Source organism: Corynebacterium confusum, assembly GCF_030408715.1.
GTDB classification, from domain to species: Bacteria; Actinomycetota; Actinomycetes; order Mycobacteriales; family Mycobacteriaceae; genus Corynebacterium; species Corynebacterium confusum.
This window is the reverse complement of sequence record NZ_CP047202.1, coordinates 645,349-665,383: the sequence shown is the minus strand read 5'-3', so window position 1 is coordinate 665,383 and position 20,035 is coordinate 645,349. Positions and strand designations below refer to the sequence as shown.

Annotated in this window: 17 protein-coding genes and 3 pseudogenes; 6 read left to right on the top strand and 14 right to left on the bottom strand. The window is 65.4% G+C overall.

Translation table 11 applies throughout. The annotated features are described in order from the left end of the window. Nucleotides 1-32: 32 nt before the first annotated feature. Entirely contained in the window at nucleotides 33-785 is a 753-nt protein-coding gene (gene cobA / locus CCONF_RS03180; protein ID WP_290225133.1) for a uroporphyrinogen-III C-methyltransferase, read from the top strand. Nucleotides 786-1,027: 242 nt separating this feature from the next. Next, a complete protein-coding gene (locus CCONF_RS03175; RefSeq protein ID WP_290225131.1) occupies nucleotides 1,028-2,032 on the top strand; it encodes an HNH endonuclease signature motif containing protein in 1,005 nt (334 codons plus the stop codon). Between the two features lie 136 nt (nucleotides 2,033-2,168). Here CCONF_RS03175 and CCONF_RS03170 read toward each other — a convergent pair whose 3' ends face one another. The 10 genes and pseudogenes from CCONF_RS03170 to CCONF_RS03130 all read right to left on the bottom strand — a co-directional run bounded on the left by CCONF_RS03170 (nucleotide 2,169) and on the right by CCONF_RS03130 (nucleotide 11,705). After that, a complete protein-coding gene (locus tag CCONF_RS03170) occupies nucleotides 2,169-3,119 on the bottom strand; it encodes a sulfite exporter TauE/SafE family protein (protein ID WP_290225130.1) in 951 nt (316 codons plus the stop codon). Continuing rightward, on the bottom strand, nucleotides 3,120-3,578 hold the full coding sequence (locus CCONF_RS11495; protein ID WP_353959514.1) for a CbiX/SirB N-terminal domain-containing protein: 459 nt from the start codon (nucleotides 3,576-3,578) through the stop codon (nucleotides 3,120-3,122). Continuing rightward, nucleotides 3,550-3,912, bottom strand: a complete 363-nt coding sequence (locus tag CCONF_RS11490) for a CbiX/SirB N-terminal domain-containing protein (RefSeq protein WP_353959513.1) — start codon at nucleotides 3,910-3,912, stop codon at nucleotides 3,550-3,552. Before CCONF_RS11490 ends, CCONF_RS11495 begins: the two co-directional genes overlap by 29 nt. Further along, nucleotides 3,905-4,168 carry a hypothetical protein gene (locus tag CCONF_RS03160; RefSeq protein WP_290225127.1) on the bottom strand — a complete coding sequence of 88 codons (264 nt, stop codon included), beginning with the start codon at nucleotides 4,166-4,168 and terminating at the stop codon, nucleotides 3,905-3,907. Before CCONF_RS03160 ends, CCONF_RS11490 begins: the two co-directional genes overlap by 8 nt. Continuing rightward, nucleotides 4,165-5,505 (bottom strand): annotated as a pseudogene (locus CCONF_RS03155) (nitrite/sulfite reductase); the annotation flags it as partial. The gene CCONF_RS03160 and the pseudogene CCONF_RS03155, both read right to left, overlap by 4 nt. 26 nt (nucleotides 5,506-5,531) lie before the next feature. Then, the gene (locus CCONF_RS03150) at nucleotides 5,532-6,881 is read right to left on the bottom strand and encodes an IS256 family transposase (protein ID WP_290222959.1); all 1,350 of its coding nucleotides are present in this window, start codon (nucleotides 6,879-6,881) and stop codon (nucleotides 5,532-5,534) included. 55 nt (nucleotides 6,882-6,936) lie between these two features. Next, nucleotides 6,937-7,293: pseudogene (locus tag CCONF_RS03145) on the bottom strand (nitrite/sulfite reductase); the annotation flags it as partial. A 297-nt stretch (nucleotides 7,294-7,590) separates the two neighbouring features. Continuing rightward, on the bottom strand, nucleotides 7,591-9,705 hold the full coding sequence (locus CCONF_RS03140) for a LamG-like jellyroll fold domain-containing protein (protein ID WP_290225125.1): 2,115 nt from the start codon (nucleotides 9,703-9,705) through the stop codon (nucleotides 7,591-7,593). Nucleotides 9,706-9,796: 91 nt separating this feature from the next. After that, nucleotides 9,797-11,164, bottom strand: coding sequence for a phosphomannomutase/phosphoglucomutase (locus CCONF_RS03135; protein WP_290225122.1), 1,368 nt, complete (start codon nucleotides 11,162-11,164; stop codon nucleotides 9,797-9,799). 91 nt (nucleotides 11,165-11,255) lie between these two features. Continuing rightward, nucleotides 11,256-11,705 carry a DUF3499 domain-containing protein gene (locus CCONF_RS03130; RefSeq protein ID WP_290225119.1) on the bottom strand — a complete coding sequence of 150 codons (450 nt, stop codon included), beginning with the start codon at nucleotides 11,703-11,705 and terminating at the stop codon, nucleotides 11,256-11,258. 94 nt (nucleotides 11,706-11,799) lie between these two features. Between CCONF_RS03130 and CCONF_RS03125 the strand changes: the two genes are divergently transcribed. Further along, nucleotides 11,800-12,267 carry a metallopeptidase family protein gene (locus tag CCONF_RS03125; RefSeq protein WP_290225117.1) on the top strand — a complete coding sequence of 156 codons (468 nt, stop codon included), beginning with the start codon at nucleotides 11,800-11,802 and terminating at the stop codon, nucleotides 12,265-12,267. A gap of 136 nt (nucleotides 12,268-12,403) precedes the next feature. On the opposite strand, the gene CCONF_RS03120 is transcribed toward CCONF_RS03125, so the two are convergent. The 3 genes from CCONF_RS03120 to CCONF_RS03110 form a co-directional block, all read right to left on the bottom strand. Beyond that, nucleotides 12,404-12,703, bottom strand: a complete 300-nt coding sequence (locus CCONF_RS03120) for a WhiB family transcriptional regulator (RefSeq protein WP_070768728.1) — start codon at nucleotides 12,701-12,703, stop codon at nucleotides 12,404-12,406. A 553-nt stretch (nucleotides 12,704-13,256) separates the two neighbouring features. Then, entirely contained in the window at nucleotides 13,257-14,363 is a 1,107-nt protein-coding gene (gene manB / locus CCONF_RS03115; RefSeq protein WP_290226226.1) for a mannose-1-phosphate guanylyltransferase, read from the bottom strand. Nucleotides 14,364-14,543: 180 nt separating this feature from the next. Further along, on the bottom strand, nucleotides 14,544-15,458 hold the full coding sequence (locus CCONF_RS03110; RefSeq protein ID WP_290225116.1) for a glycosyltransferase family 2 protein: 915 nt from the start codon (nucleotides 15,456-15,458) through the stop codon (nucleotides 14,544-14,546). A 136-nt stretch (nucleotides 15,459-15,594) separates the two neighbouring features. Between CCONF_RS03110 and CCONF_RS03105 the strand changes: the two genes are divergently transcribed. Further along, nucleotides 15,595-17,238 carry an LCP family protein gene (locus CCONF_RS03105; protein WP_435384086.1) on the top strand — a complete coding sequence of 548 codons (1,644 nt, stop codon included), beginning with the start codon at nucleotides 15,595-15,597 and terminating at the stop codon, nucleotides 17,236-17,238. 85 nt (nucleotides 17,239-17,323) lie between these two features. Next, the gene (locus tag CCONF_RS03100) at nucleotides 17,324-18,034 is read left to right on the top strand and encodes a TIGR03089 family protein (RefSeq protein ID WP_290225114.1); all 711 of its coding nucleotides are present in this window, start codon (nucleotides 17,324-17,326) and stop codon (nucleotides 18,032-18,034) included. A 250-nt stretch (nucleotides 18,035-18,284) separates the two neighbouring features. On the opposite strand, the pseudogene CCONF_RS03095 reads toward CCONF_RS03100, so the two are convergent. Further along, nucleotides 18,285-18,626, bottom strand: a pseudogene (locus CCONF_RS03095) (IS1249 family transposase); the annotation flags it as partial. 60 nt (nucleotides 18,627-18,686) lie between these two features. Here CCONF_RS03095 and CCONF_RS03090 point away from each other — a divergent pair. Continuing rightward, entirely contained in the window at nucleotides 18,687-20,030 is a 1,344-nt protein-coding gene (locus tag CCONF_RS03090; protein ID WP_290222401.1) for an IS256 family transposase, read from the top strand. Nucleotides 20,031-20,035: the final 5 nt, after the last annotated feature.

Below are 20,035 nucleotides of genomic sequence, written 5' to 3'. Positions count from 1 at the left end.
CTTAGTAGCGCCGGTTATACTATTTCGACATCATGACCGGAAACACTGTTGTTCATCCCGTCCAGCTCATCGGGGGCGGCCCCGGCGCCTGGGACCTCATCACCGTGCGCGGCATGCACGCCCTCCAGGCCGCCGACGTCATCCTGGCCGACCACCTCGGCCCGACCGCGCAGCTGGATAAGCTCTGCGATATCGCCAGCAAGGAGCTCATCGACGTCTCCAAGCTGCCGTACAAGCGCCAGACGTCGCAGGACGAGATCAACGAGATGCTGATCTCCCACGCCCGTTCCGGCCGCCGCGTCGCCCGGCTCAAGGGCGGGGATCCCTTCGTCTTCGGCCGCGGCTTCGAGGAGGTCCAGGCGTTGGCCGCCGCCGGCTTAAGCTGCGAGGTCATCCCCGGGGTCACCAGCGCCGTCGCCGTGCCCGGGGCCGTGGGCATCCCCGTGACGCAGCGCGGGATGGTGCATGCCATGACGGTGGTCTCCGGGCACCTGCCGCCCGGGCACGAGCGCTCCCTGGTCGATTGGGAGGCGCTCGCCCGCTCCGGGGCCACCCTGGCGGTCATCATGGGCGTACGCAACGCCGGCGCGATTGCCTCCGCGCTCATCGATGCCTCCCTCCCCGCCGACACCCCCGTCGCCGCCATCCAGGAGGGCACCATGTCCGGCCAGCGCGTGGTGCGCACCGAGCTGTCCTCCTTGGGCGCAGTGGTCGAAGAGGAAAAGATTCAGCCGCCGGCTGTCTTCATCATCGGAAACGTCGCGGGCCTCCGCGCGGAGGCCTAAGCTATCCACAGCCCCCGCCGCGTGCGGGGGCCATTTTTGTGGCTAACTGTGCCTCATTTGGCCTACCTATGGCTACTTGGGTACGTTGCTTCGTTTTTCGACCTTTGGGCAGGTGGCGCGGAGAAAACCGGCGTTTTCTTCTCTTCCGGTGCTCGCGCAGGATGGCTACTGTGCTCCGAGTTATCCACAGATCGGGTTTTCGGGCCTTGTAGGGGTTGACGGGTGCTTCTAGCGTGTGGGTCATGACAGCAACGACAGCCATGGACACATTGAAAGCAGCACACTCTATCTTCGCGGACGGGATCCAGTATTTGGGCCTGTGCCGCCAGCTGAGCCTGCCTGCCTTGAAGGCTGTCATGTCGGATGTTGCCGCGGCCGCGCACCACCGTGCCTGCCAAACCTTCTTCGGGCACACGTCCTTTACCCGCAAGCAGGCCGCCGCGAGGAAAGCGGCCGCCACCCAGGGACACCACCTCGACACCCTGCTGGTGCTCGATAGTGCCTTCCGCCGGGTGCGCCACAAAGGCCACGCGTGGGCCATGCTCATCGAACTGTGCAACACCCCCGGCACCACCACACAGCTAAGACGCCTAGCCAACCAGAAAGTCCTGGAACTTAACCGCCCGGCCCCACCCGCCGAGGGCGTGCGCGTGACCCGCCGCAAGGATGGACCGAGTACTTTTTCTGTCACCGGGGACCCGGAACTGGTGGAAAACCTCTGGGCCTCAATTAAAACCATCCCGGATGTCGAGGCCTTGTTCAGTGGAGGCCTGGAGAAGCAGCCGAAGGCCACCCACGTGGTCATCCCACTGCCCGACTGGGCGAGAATCCTTGCCGGTGATGGGGATGAGATCACCCTGCAGCTAACCAACGGCACCACCATGACCGGGGCCGACTACGTCCGCCAATGTTTGTTGGACGCGGGCCTGGCCACGCTGGTGGACCCTAGGCGCGGCCCGGTCAACCAGTACCGCTACCAGCGCCACGCCTCACCCAAGCAGAAGGACATGGCCAAAGCCGAGACCACCACCTGCGCGTGGCCGAACTGTAGGAAACCAGCCGACGAGTGCCAGGTCCACCACATCCACCCCTGGGCCGACGGCGGTGAGACCAACCAGGAGAACCTGACACTACTGTGCGAGTTCCACAATTCATGGAACGATGACGACCCCGCCTACCCCAGACACGGCAGGGTCAACCGAAGACACGGCCACATCACCTGGGACCCGCCCTGGAGCAGCGGCTGACGGCTGACACGGGGGTCAGCCGCAAACCCAAGGAACAGGGTCAGCCGGGCCGGAAGAAAAGGCCAGTCAACCCCACGACTGCCTCAACACGCGAAAAGGCGCCACGGAAACACTCCGTAGCGCCTACTCGGCGTGCCTAGCGACTGGAAGGCGCCGGCACGGGATCGGTGGTCTCCACGGGCGGCGCCTGGTCGGCGGCGGCCTGCCGGTTGGCGCGGGCGCGCCTACGGCCCCGCAGGGTCAGGGCCACTCCCCCGGCGGCCAACGCGAGGTAGAGGGCGACGGTGAGGGCGGTGGGCATCGTGAAGCCAAAGGCGTTCTCCGCCCCGCCCACGATGGTGCCGACGTTGAGCAGCACGATCGCGGTGCCCACAAAACCGCCCAGCACGATGGGGTTTAGCCGGCTAATCAGCCACGCCGCGACCGGGGCGGTCAGGCAGCCGCCGACCAACAGCGCCACGACAGCGGCCGCGTTCGCGACCAGGTCATCCCACAGGCCCACCACGAAGCCCAGGGTGGCGCCGAGGGTGACCAAAAACTCCGCAGTGTTGACCGTGCCCACGATGCGCCGCGGCTGCTGCTTGCCCAACGACAGCAGCGTGGACGTCGTGACGGGTCCCCAGCCTCCGCCGCCGGTGGCATCGACGAAGCCGCCGACCGAGCCCAGACCCAACAGGAACGGGGTGGAATGCGGGGTCTCGGTGAGCTTGCGCGTGACCCGCCCGCGGGAAAAACGCCAGACCAGATTCAGACCGACGGCGAAGAGAATGGTCGAGGTAATCGGGGCCGCAGCGTCCAGCGAAAGGCTGGAGAGCACCGTCGCGCCGGCAAACGCCGCAATCGAGCCCGGCACCGCCAGGCGCACGACGGTCTTCCAGTCGATATTGCCGAAGCGCCAGTGGCTGATCCCGGAGACCAGCGTGGTGCCCAGCTCCGCGGTGTGCACGACGGCGGAAGCCTGCGCCGGCCCGAGGCCAGCCAGGAAGATGAGGATGGTCGTGGACGTCACGCCGAAGCCCATGCCGATGCCGCCATCGACCAGCTGGGCAGCCGCGCCGCCCAGCGCGATCAAGAGTAATGCCGTCAACTAGACACCTGCCTTCAACAGTTCCCGCGCCGGTAGCGTCTGGTGCTGCCTGTGTTTGTCGTGCTTATATGCGGCACCGTACCGCGCCGCGACGATGCCCGCGAGCGCAGCGCCCAGTGGCGGCCGGCAGGTCACGCTCGCGCCCGTCGCCGCCTCGATGTCTGGCACGGCCGCGGTCAGGCGGTCGAGCAGGAGGCCGTCGGTGACGAACATCGGCACCACGTGCAGGCGCGCGTGATGCTGAACGTGTTCCTGGGCGTGCTTTTGGACCTGCTGCTGGGCTAGGTGCTCCAGGCCGGCCGCACCCCGCGGGGCGTCCGGGGATCCCTTCGTGGCAAAGAGCGTGGACCAGCCCAGGCTAGCCGCCAGGTCGGTCACGGCGGCGTTCGCCTGCGGGTCAGCAGACCCCACCGCGTAGAGCACGCCGTGGCTACCTGCCGGGCAGCGCGGGGCCAACACGTCGGCAAAGATCCGCGCCCGTGCCCAGGCCAGGGGCTGCCTTGAGGGGGAGCCCGGTGGCTGCGTGGGCATCGGCGAGCCCGGCCGGGTAGTCCACGCGCTGGTGGTATCCGGGCGTAAATAGCAGCGGCACGACGACGGCTTCGTCGGCCCCGCGATTGCGCAGGCGGACGGCGGCGCCGGTCAGGTCCGGGTCGTTGAACTCCAGGTGCGCGGCGGCGGCCAAGGACACACCGGCCCAGCGAGCGGCGGCGGCTGTAAGGCGCTCGATGCCGGCGGCCGCCCCCGCCCGGCGCGAACCGTGGGCAAGGGTGATAAGGGCGCGGTTAGGCATCGTTGGCCTCCTGCCGGGCTGTGGCGTGGCCGTGCCGGCGCAGTGACTGCTGCAGCGCCTCCTGGGACGAGGGCGCCGGCGACGGGGCGACCGGCGAGTCGTCCTGGCCGTGGAAACGCACCGAGAACACCCGGCGGCAGTCCTGGCAGTTCCAGGCAAACTCGTCCTCGGTGTCCGGGAAGAGCTGCGTGCCGGCGCAGTAGGGGCAGTACGTCGGGTGGTTGCGGTTCGGGTTGGGCTGGCGGCGGAATCTCATTGCAGGTCCTCGTCTGCCGCGCGCAGCACCCACTGGCGGAACTGTTCGCCCTCGGTGCGCTGCTCCTTGAACTTGGTTACCAGTCTGATGACGTAATCGGTGACCTCGTCGGCTAAGACCTTGTGGCCGCGCAGCTTGCGCCCGAAGTCCGGGTCCAGGCCGAGCGCGCCGCCCAGGTGGACCTGGAAGCCCTCCACGCGGTTGCCGTCCTTATCGGTCAGCGTCTGCCCCTTGAAGCCGATGTCGGAGACCTGCGTGCGGGCGCAGGAGTTCGGGCAGCCGTTGAGTGCGATGGAGATCGGCACGTCGAGGTCGTCGAGGGCGTCCTCGAGCTCGTCGACGAGCTGGATGGCGCGCGCCTTCGTGGTCACGTGGGCGAGCTTGCAGAACTCCAGGCCGGTGCAGGAGATGACGCCGCGGCGGAACTCGGAGGGGCTCGAGTAGAGGCCGGTGGCGTCGAGGGCATCGCTGAGCGCGGCGACCTGGTCCTCCGGCACGTCGAGGAAGAGCAGCTCCTTCATGGGCGTGGTGCGGATGCGGGTCAGCCCGAAGCGCTCGGCGACGTCGGCGATGGCGATGAGCTGCTCGCCGGTCGCGTGCCCCACGGTGGGCTTGACGCCGACGTAGTAGTTGCCGTCCTTTTGCTGGTGCACGCCGAGGTGGTCGCGGCTGCCCGGGTTGATGGGAGTAGGCACGCCGTCGGCTAGCGGGGCGTCCAGGTACTCGTCCTCGAGGACCTGCCGGAACTTCTCGATGCCCCACTGCGCGACCAGGAACTTCAGCCGCGCGCGGTTGCGTAGGCGGCGGAAGCCGTAGTCGCGGAAGATGCCGACCACGCCGGCCCAGACCTCCGGCACGCGCTCCAGCGGTACGAAGGCGCCGAGGGAGCGGGAGAGCATCGGGTTGGTGGACAGGCCGCCGCCGACGAAGCAGTCGAAGCCCGGGCCGTAGTCCGGGTGGTTGGTGCCGATGAAGGCGACGTCCTGGATTTCGTGGGTGACGTCCTGGCGCGCGTTGCCGGAGATGGCGGTCTTGAACTTGCGGGGCAGGTTCTGGAATTCCTCGCGGAGGAGGTAGTCGTCGACGATCTCCTCGATGGCGGGGGTGGCGTCGATGATTTCGTCGGCCGCGACGCCAGCCACGGGCGAGCCGAGGATGACACGGGGGACGTCGCCGCAGCCCATGAGCGTGGACAGGCCGACGGCCTCGAGGCGGTCCCAGATTTCGGGCACGTCCTCGATGCGGATCCAGTGCAGCTGGATGTTCTGGCGGTCGGTGAAATCCGCCGTGGAGCGGGCGAAGTCGCGGGAGATTTCGCCCACGACGCGGAGAGTGTCCGATTGTTTGTGTGCGGGGGCTTGGTTTACAAGTAGTCCGCGAATCGGTTGGGGTAAGCCACGGCTAGTTGGTTGATGGCTTGTTTCCACCCGGTGGCTTTCGCTCCTTCAATATAGCCGTTGCACTCAATGTTGCGCTTGGCTTTCTTCGCCCGCTGGGCAGCACGCTTGTCTTCGATGTTGCAGATCATCAGCCACAGCGTCTTCAGTGCTGCGGTATCGTTCGGGAATTGGCCCCTGTTACGGGTAGCTTTACGCAGTTGCGCGTTGAGTGACTCGATCGAATTGGTGGTGTAGAGCACTCGCCTGGCCGCAGGCGGGAACTGTAGAAACGGCACGAACCGCTCCCAGGCGTCGCGCCAGACTTTGACCGACTGGGGGTATTTTAGGCCCAGTTCACTGGCCTCGAAAGCATCCAGGTTGGCGCGTGCGGTGTCCTCATTGGTGGCGGTGTAGACCTCACGCAGCGCGCGGGAGACAGATTTGCGGTCCTGATAAGACACCCACCGGTTCGCAGCTCGAATCAGGTGCACAATGCAGGTCTGCACCATGGAATTCGGCCAGGTTGCCTCCACGGCTTCTGGCAGGCCTTTGAGCCCGTCGCAGCAGACGATGAACACGTCCTGGACCCCGCGGTTGGCCAGATCTGCGCACACCGATGCCCAGAATGCGGCGCCTTCATTTTCAGCGATCCACAATCCCAGGATGTGCTTGATGCCGTCCATGTCGACACCAACCGCCATGTAGCAAGCCTTGTTGACCACGCGGTGGCCGTCACGGATCTTCACGCGTAGGGCGTCGAGGAAGATCACTGGGTAAAACTCGTCGAGCTGGCGGTTTTGCCAGATCATGACCTCTTCCAAGACCGCATCGGTAATGGTGCTGATCGTATCGGGGCTCATATCCACCCCAAGGGTGGTCGCGAGATGATGGCAAATATCGCGCACTGTCATCCCGCCGGCATACAGCGAGACGATCATGTCGTCGAGCTCTGTGAGCCTGCGTGCGCCCTTGGGCACCATGCGGGGAATAAACGTGCCGGCACGATCCCTGGGCACAGTTACTTCCACCGCGCCGTATCCAGAATTGACGGTCTTGATGTACGACCCATTGCGGTGGTTATTCTCCTGTGAGGTTTCGACCTGGGCTTTGGCGTTGCGGTCGGAATGGCCGTAGCCCAAGTGCGCATCCATCTCCGCCTTAAGACCAGCGTTGATCGATGCCTGCAACAGGCCTTTGACCAGCTCGCTTGCATCATCAGCGGAAGCCGACAGCTCGCTGATCAAGCTGGCGACCTCAGGGTTTTCCATCAGCTTCTCGCTGATCTCGTTGACCCGCGCCGGGTCATGGCTTTTCTTCGGTGACACCGTAGTCATTATCGGTGAAACTCCTTCTAGATCAGAGCCTCACACACAAACTTCCTGACACCCTCACGACGCGCAGCTGCTGCGGGGTCGCGCGGCCGCCGTCGAAGCGGATGCGCATCATGAAATATTCGTCCTGCAGCTCGGAGTTGTCGAGCTGGCTGGTCAGCTCCCCGCCCAAGTTCTGCTTGCGCTGGGTATACAGGCCGAGCCACTTGAAGCGCGGGGCGAGGTCGTCGGCCGGAATGGAGGAGAAACCTTGTTTAGAATAGATATCGATGACGCGCTGGCGCGCCGACATGCCCCCGTCTTCCTGCTTGATGACCTCGTCATTGTTAAGTGGCTTGCGGCCGTCGATTTTCCATTGGCCCTCGGGCTTTTTCGGCCGGGCGGATCGCTTTCGCTCTTTGACGTCGGTTGCCATAGTCGTGTGCCTTTCCGTGTGGCGCGGGGCGGGAAAATTGTGTGACCAAAGTCTAGCGAACAAACAGGTACGGTCTAGCTAGACCGCTCGGTCTTAGGTGGGGACGGTGGATAAATACGCCTTGCACTGGGGTTTGGCCGGTGGTTCGGCTAGAAAATAACTAGCGCGGCGGGGCCACCTGAATTCGGTTAGCCAAAAGATACGCGGGCCACAGAAGCGAAAAACCCGCCCTGCGCTGGGTTTATCAGCGCCGGGGCGGGCTGGTCTAGACGGCTTGGTATGCCGCGGGGTGGACGGTTAGCGCGGCAGGTGGATGCCGAACTTGTCCAGCTGGGCGGCGATGGTCCACCAGTTGAACGCTAGGCCGATGCCCGCCGCCAGAGCCACGATAATCGCGACTATGGAGCCTGCCTGACTGGAGCTGGAGTTGTCAGCGCTGGAGCTGGAGTTGTCAGCGCTGGAGCTGGAGTTGGAGCTGGAGCCGTCGGCATCGCCGGCATTGTGGGCGCGGGCGGTCAGCCACTCGTCCTCGTCGAGGACGCTGTTGACCAGGCGGGTCTCCCCGATCCAGCCGTACCACGGGTCCTGCGGGCGCTTGTTGTCCATGCCCGCACCCATGACCCAGCGCAGCTCGCGCGGCAGCAGGCCCTGCGCGCCGGCGGCGTTGCGTAGGATGGGAGCGCCGTTGATGAACATCTCGACGGTGTCGCGATCCGGGTCGTTGACTACAGCGACGTGCATCCACTCGTCGGTGGGCACCTCGTGGGACCAGACGGTGCTGCCGCTGCCCTCCTCCGGCTCGGCCCACCAGCGCAGCTCGCGCAGGTTGGACACGCCCATCATGACGGTCGGGTCGGTGTCGGTGGAGCCGTCGACCAAGTCGGCGATGGAGGAATCGCGCGCAATCGCGTTGCCCCAGCCGTGCTTCTCGCCGTCGAAGTCGGCCGGCAGCTTCACGAAAGACTCGAAGGTGTAGCCCCGGGAGGTGTCGACGTTGTTGATGGCGGCATCGGGGGCGGACTTGAACCAGGCCACGGCGGGCTTGCCCGCCGGGTCGGACCAATAGAGGGAGCCAGCGTCGGCGGACAGCGGGTGGTGCTCGGTGCTGTAGGTGACCCGGTCGTCGAGGCCGGACTCGCGGGTCAGGTCGCCGTCGCTGTGGATGTCCGGGATGACCGAGCCGCGGCCGGCGGCCTCACCCTCGGCCAGCTGCTTGCCGTCCCGGGTGGTCTGGCCCGGGCGCCAGTGGAATACAGTGCCTCCGGCCTGGATGTAGTCGGCATCGTCCTGCGGCAGCTCGTCGTCGGTGATTTCGTAGGGCTGGTAGCCTGCGGCGACTACCTCCTTGGCCTTGCCGGCCAGGTCGCCTTCCTGGCCGTCGCCGGCCTCCCACTCGGGGGCGAAGCCGGCGAAACGCTCCTTGAAGTTCAGCGGGATGCGGTAGCTATCGCCCTCGCCGTCCAGGATGAGCTTGTCGAACTGGGTCAGCTCCTCGTGCGGCTTCTTGGCCACCCACGGCGACAGCGCGGCCATCTCCAGCTCGTTGCCGGACAGGTCGAATTCCAGCACGCCCAGTAGGCCGTTGCCGCCCTGGTAGGCCATCTGGTAGTCCTGCAGGATGGAAACGACCTCGTGGCCGGCGTCGTTGGTGTCCACGCGATAACCGGCGCCGTGGTGGTGGCCGCCCATGGTCAAAAAGATCTGGTCGTTTTTGCGGATGAACTTGTCCCACAGGCCCCGGCCGTAGTCGTCGGAGTAGAAGACCTGCCCCTGGCCGTCGATGTTGAGTACCTCGTGGGTGGTCAGGATGACCGGCAGCTCGGGGTGGGCGTCGATGACGCCTTGGGCCCAGTCCAAGGTGGCATCGTTAGCGCGCCAGGCCAGCGCCAGGACCAGGTACTGCTGGTCCTCGGCCTCGAAGATGTGGTATTCGGATTCCTGGTTGGGCACCTCTTGGCGCTCGCCGAAGGTGTCGTTGCCGGCGGCGCGGGAAGCCGGGAAGTGGGTGCCAAACGGGTCATCGTCGGCCATGTCGTGGTTGCCAGGCAGGATGGAGTAGTTCAGGTCGGACTCGTCCAGCACGCGCATGGCCTTGTCGGCGACGTCCCACTCGCCGGCGACGTCGGCTTGGTCGACCACGTCGCCCAGGTGAGTGGCGAATTCCATGTTGAGGGCGTCCTGGTTGTCGGCCAGCCACTCCATCTGGGACTGGTAGGGCTCGCTGCCGTAGCGCTCGCTGGCCAGGTTGCCGGTCTCCGGGGTGGAATAGCGCGAGTAGAACTGGGTGTCCGGGATGACGCCCAGGGTGAAACGGGAGCCGACGTCCTCGGCGGCGTTAGCAGGGGCGATGACCACCAAAGAAGAAGCCACCGCGGTGGACACCACGGTGGCGGTAAAGCGACGGTTCGGCATGACGGCCTTTCCTTTTACTAGAACGGTTCAATACGCGATGAATATTAAAACTGTCTAGTAAACGGCTGGGGACGCTAGCGTGAACAGGAGCTTATGCGCGGATGAAGCTTAGGACTTCCTGAACGATGCCGTCTACCTCGTCCTTGGTCGGCGCCTCCACGTTGAGGCGCAGCAGCGGCTCCGTGTTGGAGGCGCGGACGTTGAACCAGGCCGGGGTGTCCTTGAGATCCACGGTCACGCCGTCGAGGCGGTCGACGCCGGCGATCTTGTCGGCCATGCCATCCAGCACGGCCTGGGTGGCCGCTTCCTGGTCGTCGACAGTGGAGTTGATTTCGCCGGAGGCCTCGTACTTGAGATAGTCGGCCATGAGCTCGCTGAGCGGCTTGTCGCCAGCCCCCAGGGCGGCTAGCACGTGCATGGCGGCCAGCATGCCGGAGTCGGCGTTCCAGAACTCCTGGAAGTAGTAGTGGGCGGAGTGCTCGCCGCCGAAGACGGCGTCGTGCTCGGCCATCTGGGCCTTGATGAAGGAGTGGCCCACGCGGGTGCGCACCGGGGTGCCACCCTTGGCCTCGACCAGCTCCGGCACGGCGCGGGAGGTGATCAAGTTGTGGATGATGGTCGCTCCCGGGAACTTGTCCAGGTAGCGCTCGGCGACCAGCGCGCAGATGGCCGACGGGGAGACCGGCTGGCCCAGCTCGTCCACGACGAAGCAGCGGTCGGCGTCGCCGTCGAAGGCCAGCCCGATGTCCGCGCCCTGCTCCTTGACGAAGGCCTGCAGGTCGACCAGGTTCTTCGGATCCAGCGGGTTGGCCTCGTGGTTGGGGAAGGTGCCGTCCAGCTCGAAGTAGAGGGGGCGGATGTCCAGGTTCAGCCCCTCCAGGACGGCGGGGACGGTGTGACCGCCCATGCCGTTGGCGGCATCGACGGCGACGACGAGGGGACGGGTGGCGGACAGGTCGACAAGCTTGTTGAGGTAAGCCGCGTAGTCCTCCAAGACCTCGCGGGCGGTGGCCGCGCCCGTCTCGCCGTCGAAGTCGGGCACGCCGTCGGCCAGCATGTCCTTGATGTCGGCCAGGCCCGTGGCCTCGCCCACCGGCTTCGCGCCGGCGCGGCAGAGCTTGATGCCGTTGTACTTGGCCGGATTGTGGGAGGCGGTAAACATCGCGCCGGCGCAGTCCAGGTCGCCGGAGGCGAAGTAGAGCTCGTCGGTGGAGGTCAGTCCCAGCATAACCACGTTGAGGCCCTGGGCGTTGACCCCCTCGCCGAAGGCGGCGGCCAGCTCAGGGGAGGACGGCCGCATGTCGTGGCCGATGGCCACGACATGCTCGCCCTCGGAGCGCATCAGTGCCGCAAACGCCGCACCGACCTCCCGCACGAAGTCGACGTCGATGTCCTCACCCACCACGCCGCGCACGTCATAGGCCTTGATTACTTGGTCCAGCTTTTCACGGTCTCGCATAAATGCCCAGTCTAGTCCGCCGCCGCGGCGGTTGAGCCAAAGGCCGGGGTCCCCATGGGTTACTGGTAGCTAACTCACAGGCAACGGGAGGCTAGCTGTTGCTGCCCGGGTCCGGGACCACGGACAGGTGGGCGCGGCGCTGCTGCTTGGCGGTGGCCACGCGGCGGGTGCGGAAGACCGGGTGGTTGGAGCGGGCCGGATCGGCGCCGTCGAAGGTGGGCGCATAGTCGATGGGGTCTGCGCCGGAGCCGGGCTCGCCGCCTTCCACCAGCCCGGTGGTCACACGCCCGCCTTCACGGACGGCCTCGGCAAGCGCCAGGAGATCATCGTCGTCTTCGATGTCTACCTGGTCGACGCGCAGCATCTCCCAGCCCTGCGGGGCGGTGATGCGTTCGGCGTGCTCGGCGCACAGATCCCAGGAGTGCGGGTCTTCTTCCACGAGCGGGCCGACCACGGCGGTCTGCTCGGCGTAGGCGTAAGTCAACGTAGCCACGGCTTCACGGCCGCAGCCGGGGCGGGAACAACGTCGAAATTCAGTCACAGCCACACAGTCTAGACCTCAAGTTGTCATTTAGACAGTCCCCTACCGGCGCGCCCCGGAAAAATCCGCCGCGCGGGGCCCTAGAGTAAGCCTCATGCCCGCTACCCCGCCGCTTTCCGTCCGCCGCGACCGCCACGGCCGCGGCCAGCGCGGCCCCCTTTTGCCGCAGCAGACGCCGCGCTTCCGCACGCGCGCCCAGAGCTTCGACATGGCCGTGCTGGAGGCCTACGCGCCCATCCAAAACGCCTTCGCCGACCAGCTGATCACCCTGGACTTGGCCGTCGATACCGTGCCGCGGATGCGCCTGCGCGCCGACATGACGGTGCTGCCCGACGAGATCGTCGCGGACGGGCCGGTGCCGCTGGGTCGCATCGTGCCGGCGGGCGTGGATGCCAAGGGCCGGCCGACGCGCTCGCGGCTGGTGATTTTCCGCATGCCCATCGAGGCCCGCTGCGCCACCCGCGAGGAGCGCAGCGAGCTCCTGTCGACCGTGCTGACCTCGCTGGTGGCCAACTATTTGAACCTCAGCCCGCAGGACATCGACCCGCGGTTTAGCTGGTAGCTGATAGCTGACAACTGGTAACCAGCACTCGGCCGGTCCGCACGCCCCAAAGATCTCAAAAACCCAGCCGGGAAAGGCTGGGAGCGGGGGCACCCCGCGACGGACAAGGACTTTGACCGGTTAGTTGACGTGCGGTTTAGCTGATTTCGCGCTTCAGGCGGCGGCGTTCACGATCGGAGAGGCCACCCCAGATGCCAAAGCGCTCATCGTGCTCGAGCGCGTATTCCAGGCATTCGTCCCGTACGGCGCAGGCCTGGCAGATTCGCTTCGCCTCCCGGGTGGAGCCTCCCTTTTCAGGGAAGAAGGCCTCCGGATCGGTTTGCGCGCACAGCGCCTGGTCTTGCCATTCTTGCTCGACCGCCCCGAAAAGCTCGTCGATGGACATCTCTGCAGCAGCACCGCCACGGGGAATGGCGCCGTTAGCCATGTCTTTCACGCCTCGTCCTTCCTCCGTAGTTTGCAGTAGTTTAAAATTCGAACAATCTTCGCCGACCCCGCCAAGGGCCGACCCACACCATCCGCCGCGGTACTCACGGGACCGCGCCAAGTGGTTACTTACACTGTTGTTATTTCACACTGTATCACTAAATATCGTCAACCCGACGGGAGCTAAATAGGCGAAAAGATCCCGAAACCCCACGTCACTATTCACATCCTTCACATGGATCACAGGCGCGGTTTCCCCGGGGGAGATGGCGGGGGTACTATATCTAGGGGCTACCCCGATCCCTGTTCACAATTCACAGGAATCTCCGGCGTGTCGCTACCCTTTTGCCAGGTTTTTGATCCTGGCTGCCAGCCGCGCGGGCAGCCCGGCCAGTACCGGCAGCACCGAGAGCGACGACAGCGCTGGCAGCGACGACAGCCCCGAGGGCGACGGCAGCGCACGCAGTCCGCGGCGTGCGCGGTGATGGGGGGCTGCGGGGCAGCAGGTGGCATCGGCCGCAAAAAGCGGGCCACCAGCTGGTGGCCCGCGCAACGGGGAGAGTTTAGGCGTCGGAGGAGAAACGGACGCCACGGTCCGGGATGCCCACGCCCGGGAAGATGCGCATGCCGCCTTCGAGCTCGCAGCGGGCGCCGATCTGGGCACCCTCGCCGATGACACAGCCGTCGATGTGCGTGTTGGCGCCGATGTGCGCGCCGGAGGCGATGATGGAGTTCGTAATCACCGCGCCCGGTTCGATGGTCACACCGTCGAAGACCACGGTGCCGTCCAGGCGGGAGCCGGCGCCGACCTCGGAGCCGCGGCCCACGGAGGTGCCGGACAGCAGGAGCGCTCCCCCGGCCACGCCGGCGGAATCATCCACGATGGCCTCGCCGGTGCGACCTGCCAGCAGCGGCGAGGGGGCGATCCCGCGGACCAGATCGGAGGAACCGCGCACGAAGTCCTCCGGGCGGCCCATGTCGCGCCAGTAGGAGTTGTCCACGTGCCCGATGACCTTGCGGCCGGCCTCGAGGACCTGCGGGAAGGTCTCGCGCTCGACGGAGACCACGCGGCCTGCCGGGATGGTGGCGATAAGTTCCTTGTCGAAGACGTAGCAGCCGGCGTTGATCTGGTTAGTCGGCGGATCCTCGGTCTTTTCCAGGAAGGCGGTGACCTGCCCGTCGGCATCGGTGGGCACGCAGCCGAAGGCGCGCGGGTCGGCGACCTTGAGCAAGTGCATGGTCAGATCCGCACCCTTGGAGTGGTGGGTTTCCAGGATGGCGTTGAGATCCATGCCGGAGAGCACGTCGCCGTTGAAGACCATGGCGGTGTCATGCCGCAGGTGGTCGTAGACGTTGCGGATGCCGCCGCCGGTGCCCAGGGCCTGCTCCTCGACGACGTACTCGATCTCTAAGCCCAGCTCGGAGCCGTCGCCGAAGTATTCCTCGAAGACCTCGGCCTTGTAGGAGGTCGACATGATGACATGGGTGATGCCGGCGGCCTGGATGCGCGCCAGCAGGTGCTGCAGGAAGGGATAGTTGGCCGTCGGCAGCATGGGCTTCGGCGTGCCGATGGTCAAGGGGCGCAGGCGGGTACCGCGTCCACCGACGAGGATCACGGCATCGGTAACCGCGCCCAGGTTCTCCGCTGCGGCGGTCTCGTGCTCGGCCATAGAATCCATCTTTCTTTGGTTTAGGTAGAAATATTCTCGCCCGATTGTAGAGCCCCCGGGCCCAGCCACCGCGCCTTGCCACGCGCGTGCCGCCGGCTTTTCCGTCACTCTCCCGTGCACTCGCACGGGGTCACCGCCCGCACGCTGGCCAAACGCCGCCAAAGAGGGGCCGCGGCGTTACTAGACTTTGCCTGTAGCTTTGGCCACAGCCAGCCCAGCGCGCAGGCGCAGCCCCGCCCGCAGCAGCCAGCGCAGGGGCGCTTGCCACACCGCGGGGTGCCTATCCGCCTGGAAGCGGTAGGCCGAGTCGTGGTGGGCGCGCAGCATGGCCGCCGAGTGCGCCTTGGTGGAATGCCCCTGGGCGTGCGTGATGACCGCCTCCGGGCAGAAGACGTTGCGGTAGCCGGCGCGCGCCAGACGATCACCCAGGTCCACGTCCTCCAGGTACATAAAGTAGCGTTCGTCGAAGCCGCCGACGGCTGCGAAGGCCTCCCAGCTGACCAGGAGGCAGGAGCCGGACAGCCAGCCGGCCTCGCGCTGGCGCGCCATGTCCTCGCCCGCCCGGTAGCGCGCCGACCACGGGTTGGACGGCCAGATATCGGAAAAGACCGCGTGGCCGACCCCGGTAAACAGGTCCGGCACCGCGCGCGCCGAGGGATAGTTGCTGCCGTCCGGCTCAACGATGCGCGGACCCACCGACCCCACTCGGCCCCAGGCCCGGGCGCACTCTAGGAGGGCATCGATGGAGCCGGGCGAAAACGCCACGTCCGGGTTGGACAGCAGCACCCAGTCTGGGTCGACCTCGCCGGCCGCGCGCAGCTTGCCCAGCGCCTTGACGCCGGCGTTCATGCCGCCGCCGTAGCCCAGGTTGCCGCCGGTCGGCACGAAGTCGACGCCGTCGCGCTCGCGCGCGGTCGCCTCCGGCACGCCGTCGGTGGAGCCGTTGTCGGCCAGAACGACGTGGGTCGGCTGGCGGCAGGCGCCGGCCAGCGAATCCAGGAAGTCCGCCAGGTAAGCGCCGGGCGAGTACGTCACGGTCACCACGGCCAGCGGGGTTTGGTTCTTAGTAGTCACAATGGCTTCCACCCTACCCACCCCACCTCCTGCCCTCGCCCACGACACGACCCGGCCGGCCAGCTTCGGGGATCTACCCGGCATCACCTAAACTGAGTGCTATTATTTCCCAGTTCCAGTACCCCTCGCTACCAGCAGTCCAACGGAAGTCGAACTCGTGAACAAAGAACCAGCCCGCCCCGTGCGCGATATTCAGGCCGCCCCCATGCGCGGTCCGCAGACCGCCCAGACCGGGTCCACGGCGCTCAAGACCGTGCTGACCATTCTGTCGGTGATCGTGCTGGTTATCAGCGGCATCGGGTACACCACCATCGGCCGCCTGGGCGGGGACCTGTCCTCGGCGTCCAACCTGCAGCTCGGCGGCGGCGGCGGTTTTAAGGATAAGGACGCCGCGGACGGCGCCGTCGATATCCTGCTGGTCGGCTCCGACTCCCGCTCGGACGCGCACGGCAACCGCTTGAGCGACGAGGAGCTCGAAAAACTCCACGCCGGCGTCGACGAAGGCGAGGAAAACACCGACACCATCATGGTTATCCGCGTGCCCAACGACGGCTCGCGGGCCTCTGCCGTGTCCATCCCGCGCGATACGTATATCTCCGACGACGAGCACGGCAACATGAAGATCAACGGCGTCTACGCCGCACACAAGGGCGCGATGACGAATAAGCTGCAGGCCGAGAACGACGAGGCCGAGGCCGCCGGCAAGTCCGCCCCGCACGACGCCAAGGAGATCGAGCAAAAGGGCGTCGAGGCCGGCCGCGCCGCCCTGCTGGAGGAGGTCCGGGACCTTACCGGCATCGAGATAGATCACTACGCGGAGATCGGCCTGCTGGGCTTCGTCCTACTGACCGAGGCCGTCGGCGGCGTGGACGTCTGCCTGAACGAGTCGGTCGATGACGAGATGTCCGGCGCCAAATTCCCCGCCGGCGAGCAGACCCTGCACGGCGCCGACGCCCTGGCCTTTGTCCGCCAGCGCTACGGCCTGCCGCGCGGCGATCTGGACCGCATCACCCGCCAGCAGGCCTTCATGGCCTCCCTGGTCAACAAGATGCTGGATGCGGGCACCCTGACCAACCCGGCCAAGCTGGGCAAGATCTCCGAGGCGGTGGAGCGCTCCGTCGTCATCGATGAGAACTGGGACGTGATGAGCTTCGCCACGCAGCTGACCGATCTGGCCGGCGGCAACGTCACCTTCAACACCATCCCGGTGACCTCCGTGGACGGCACGGGCGACTACGGCGAGTCGATTATCACCATCGACGTCGCCGAGGTCCACAAGTTCATGGACGACCTGGCCCGCAGCCAGGAGGAAAAGGACCAGGAGAAGGCCCCTGCCGAGGACTCCGGCGACGCCGCGGGCGCAGGCGATGCCCCGGCTCACGTCGACGGCGTCGAGGTCCACGTCCTCAATGCCGGCTCGGTCTCCGGCCTGGCCGGCGGCGTGGGCTCCTTCTTGGAGGGCGAGGGCTACACCGTGGCGCGCACCTCGAACGCGCAGCCGGGGGTCTACGCCGAGTCCCAGGTGGTCGCCGCCGACGCCAACGATGAGAAGGCCAAGGCCCTGGCGGAGAAGCTCGGTGGTCTGCCCATCACCGTCAACGAGGGCCTGGATGACTCTACCCTCATCGTGGTCACCGCCAACGAGTACACCGGCCCCTCCGACGAGGAGGCCCAGGGCCCGGCCGGTGAGGCCGACGCGGACGCCGATGCCCCCGTGGGCACCCCGGGCGGCGACTTCGGCACCGCCGAGGTCTCCCCGGAGATCGACGCCGGCGGCAACGGCCCGCGCTGTGTGAACTAGCCACACAGCCGGAGCCCCACCGGCACCGCCGCCCGCCACCGCCCTCAGCGCCGTGGCGGGCGGCTTTTGCCTACCATGGGGTGCCATGGATTTCCTCAAAGCTTTGCTGGACCAGGACCCGGCCGCCCCGCGCATTACCGTCTACACGGAGGCCACCGGCGCCCGCCTCGACTTTTCCGCCCAGACCCTGCAGAACTGGGTGGCGAAAATCGCCAACATGCTCGCCGAGGAGCTCGACTTGGAGCCCGGCGAGTCCATCGCCGTGAACCTGCCAGTCAGCTGGCAGGCCGCGGTCATCTGCCTCGGCGCCCTGGCCCGCGGCGTCGACGTCCAGCTGTCCACCAGCGCCAGCGCCGACTCCGACGCCGCGCAGGTGGTCTTCACCAGCCCGGAGCGCTTCAAGGACTTCCCGGGCCACGACGTCGTCCTGGTCACCGAGGATCCCTTCGGCCGCGGTGTGGTCGAGTCCGGCGGCACGCTGCCGCTGGGTGCCATCGACTTCGGGCCCACGGTGCGTTTCTACGGCGACCAGTACTTCGAGCCGACCACTCCCCTGCCCGAGCTGGTGCCCTCTGACGCGGCCGCCAGTAACCCTGACAGTCCCGCGAGCCACGGCGGCCGGGCCCACGGCGGCCCCCGCGTGCTGAGCACCGGCTGGCACGATTGGGCCAGCTTCCGCGCGAATGTCTTGGAGCCGCTGGCATTGGGTGGGTCCGCAGTGGTGGTCTCGGGCCTAGCAGATGGCGCCCGTTTAGAGGAAATCCGGGCCAACGAAAAGGCCACTGAACTGCACTAACAAAAAAGATTGCGCTTTGGGCGTGCATTCTTTGCCGACCTACGTTAGTATCGTAATTGCGAGGCAGCGTGGCGCCGGAACATCACCCCCCGAGCGTTCCGGCCGCCCCACCTCGCACCCGTTGCCCCTCTGCCTATCACCCCCCCGAGCAGGCGGAGGGGCAACTTCATGCCTTCAGCCCCTCAGACGGCGGACTCGGGTTAAGTAGCAAAAAGTGTGTCCGGTCGGCGTGTCGCCGTCGGGCGCATTTTTATTTGAAGGGTCCTTTCCTGATTCCGATGGAGTGGTTGTATTCGGTTGGGATAGCGTTGTCGTAGAAGGCTGGTCGGCCTGTTTCCTGGTCGGCTTTGTTGTGGTCTTCTTCGGCAAGATTGTTGACTTTGGCGAGTTGGTCTTGCCCGAAATTGCACTGCCTGGCGATTCCTAGGGGATCGTCAGGCAGCTGCGTTTTGGAGTGGAGGTACCACTCGAGCATTGTGCGTTGGCGCTCTCCTGTCCTGCCGCGGTGAGCGTCGGCGAGTCGTTTGAGTTGCGCGTTGACTCCGCCTTCCAGACTGTTGGTAGTTGCGGCCCACCGGCCTGGTTCGAGCGCGTGGAGAGTGTCTGATGGTTTGTGTGTGGGAACCTAACCCGCATGAGGAGATGGACCAGAATGACTACTGTGACGAGACGAGATCCGGCTGATAAGGCCAAGATTGATGCGATTGAAAAGAAGCTGCTTGCTAACCCTGAAATCGCGAAACTCATTGATGACCTAGGCACATCGACAACGGATGCCAATGACCTAGTTCGGGGCATGCTACAAGCCTCGATTACTAGGGGATTAAACGCTGAGATGGATGCTCACCTTGGCTACGAGTCCGGCGATAGAGCAGCTAAAGCTGCAGCTGAGACAGACAATCACCGCAACGGAACCTACCCAAAAACCGTGGATTCTAACTACGGGCCAGTTACCGTTGATATCCCTAGGGATCGGGCTGGAACATTCTTGCCGACTATGGTCCCTAAAGGCTCGAGGCGTTTGACCGATGTCGATGACATGATCATCAGCTTGTAYGCCGGYGGGATGACCATTAGGGATATCCAGCACCACATGGCAACTGCGATGCGGGTTGATATTTCCCATGAGACGATTTCTGCAGTTACTGACGCCGTCTTGGATGAAGTCATGGTCTGGCAAAACCGCCAGCTAGACGAGTTCTACCCCGTGGTGTTCCTGGACGCACTACGCATTAAAGTCCGTGACGGCGGCCGGGTTGTCAACAAGTCCGCGTACATGGCAATCGGCGTGGACCTGGACGGAATCAAACACATCCTCGGATTGTGGATTGCCAAAGAAGAAGGCGCCTCATTCTGGGCGCAGGTGTGCTCTAACCTGGCTAATCGTGGGGTCAAAGACGTCTTTATTGTCTGCTGTGACGGGCTGAAAGGCCTGCCTGAAGCAGTCGAGGCAACGTGGCCGAACTCGATGGTGCAAACCTGTATCGTGCACCTGATTCGTGCCGCGAACCGGTGGGTAGCCTACGGGGATCGTCGGGGTGTATCGGCGGCGTTAAAAAAGATTTACACCGCTGCGGATGAACCCACAGCCCGTGCTGCTTTGGACGAATTTGAAGCCTCTGAATTGGGAGAAAAGTATCCCCGCTCAGTCAAGGTCTGGCAGGACGCGTGGGGCCGGTTTGTCCCGTTTCTGCAGTTCCCGCCAGCGGCCAGAAAGGTTATCTATACGACGAATTCCATTGAGTCGTTTAACAACGAGCTGCGTAAAGCTACTCGCAACAGGGTGCAGTTCACTAACGATGAATCAGCGCTTAAAACACTGTGGTTGATGATCTGCAATATTGAAGACAAACGAGCTGCAAAGAGGGCGAAGCAGGGCAAACGAGTCTCAAGAACAGCCGGCAGGCTTATGGAAGGAGCCCGGGTTTCCGGCTGGAAACAAGCCATCAATCAAATGGCCGTGGCCTACCCCGACCGCTTCGACAAATACCTATAAACCCA

Excerpts from the sequence above, each read along its gene's own strand:
- CCONF_RS03125 (WP_290225117.1), top strand. The coding sequence starts at position 11,800 with ATGCCCGCTACCCCGCCGCTTTCCGTCCGCCGCGACCGCCACGGCCGC.
- CCONF_RS03140 (WP_290225125.1), bottom strand. The coding sequence starts at position 9,705 with ATGCCGAACCGTCGCTTTACCGCCACCGTGGTGTCCACCGCGGTGGCT.
- CCONF_RS03135 (WP_290225122.1), bottom strand. The coding sequence starts at position 11,164 with ATGCGAGACCGTGAAAAGCTGGACCAAGTAATCAAGGCCTATGACGTG.
- CCONF_RS11490 (WP_353959513.1), bottom strand. The coding sequence starts at position 3,912 with ATGCCTAACCGCGCCCTTATCACCCTTGCCCACGGTTCGCGCCGGGCG.
- cobA (WP_290225133.1), top strand. The coding sequence starts at position 33 with ATGACCGGAAACACTGTTGTTCATCCCGTCCAGCTCATCGGGGGCGGC.
- CCONF_RS03175 (WP_290225131.1), top strand. The coding sequence starts at position 1,028 with ATGACAGCAACGACAGCCATGGACACATTGAAAGCAGCACACTCTATC.
- CCONF_RS03160 (WP_290225127.1), bottom strand. The coding sequence starts at position 4,168 with ATGAGATTCCGCCGCCAGCCCAACCCGAACCGCAACCACCCGACGTAC.
- CCONF_RS03150 (WP_290222959.1), bottom strand. The coding sequence starts at position 6,881 with ATGACTACGGTGTCACCGAAGAAAAGCCATGACCCGGCGCGGGTCAAC.
- manB (WP_290226226.1), bottom strand. The coding sequence starts at position 14,363 with ATGGCCGAGCACGAGACCGCCGCAGCGGAGAACCTGGGCGCGGTTACC.
- CCONF_RS03100 (WP_290225114.1), top strand. The coding sequence starts at position 17,324 with ATGGATTTCCTCAAAGCTTTGCTGGACCAGGACCCGGCCGCCCCGCGC.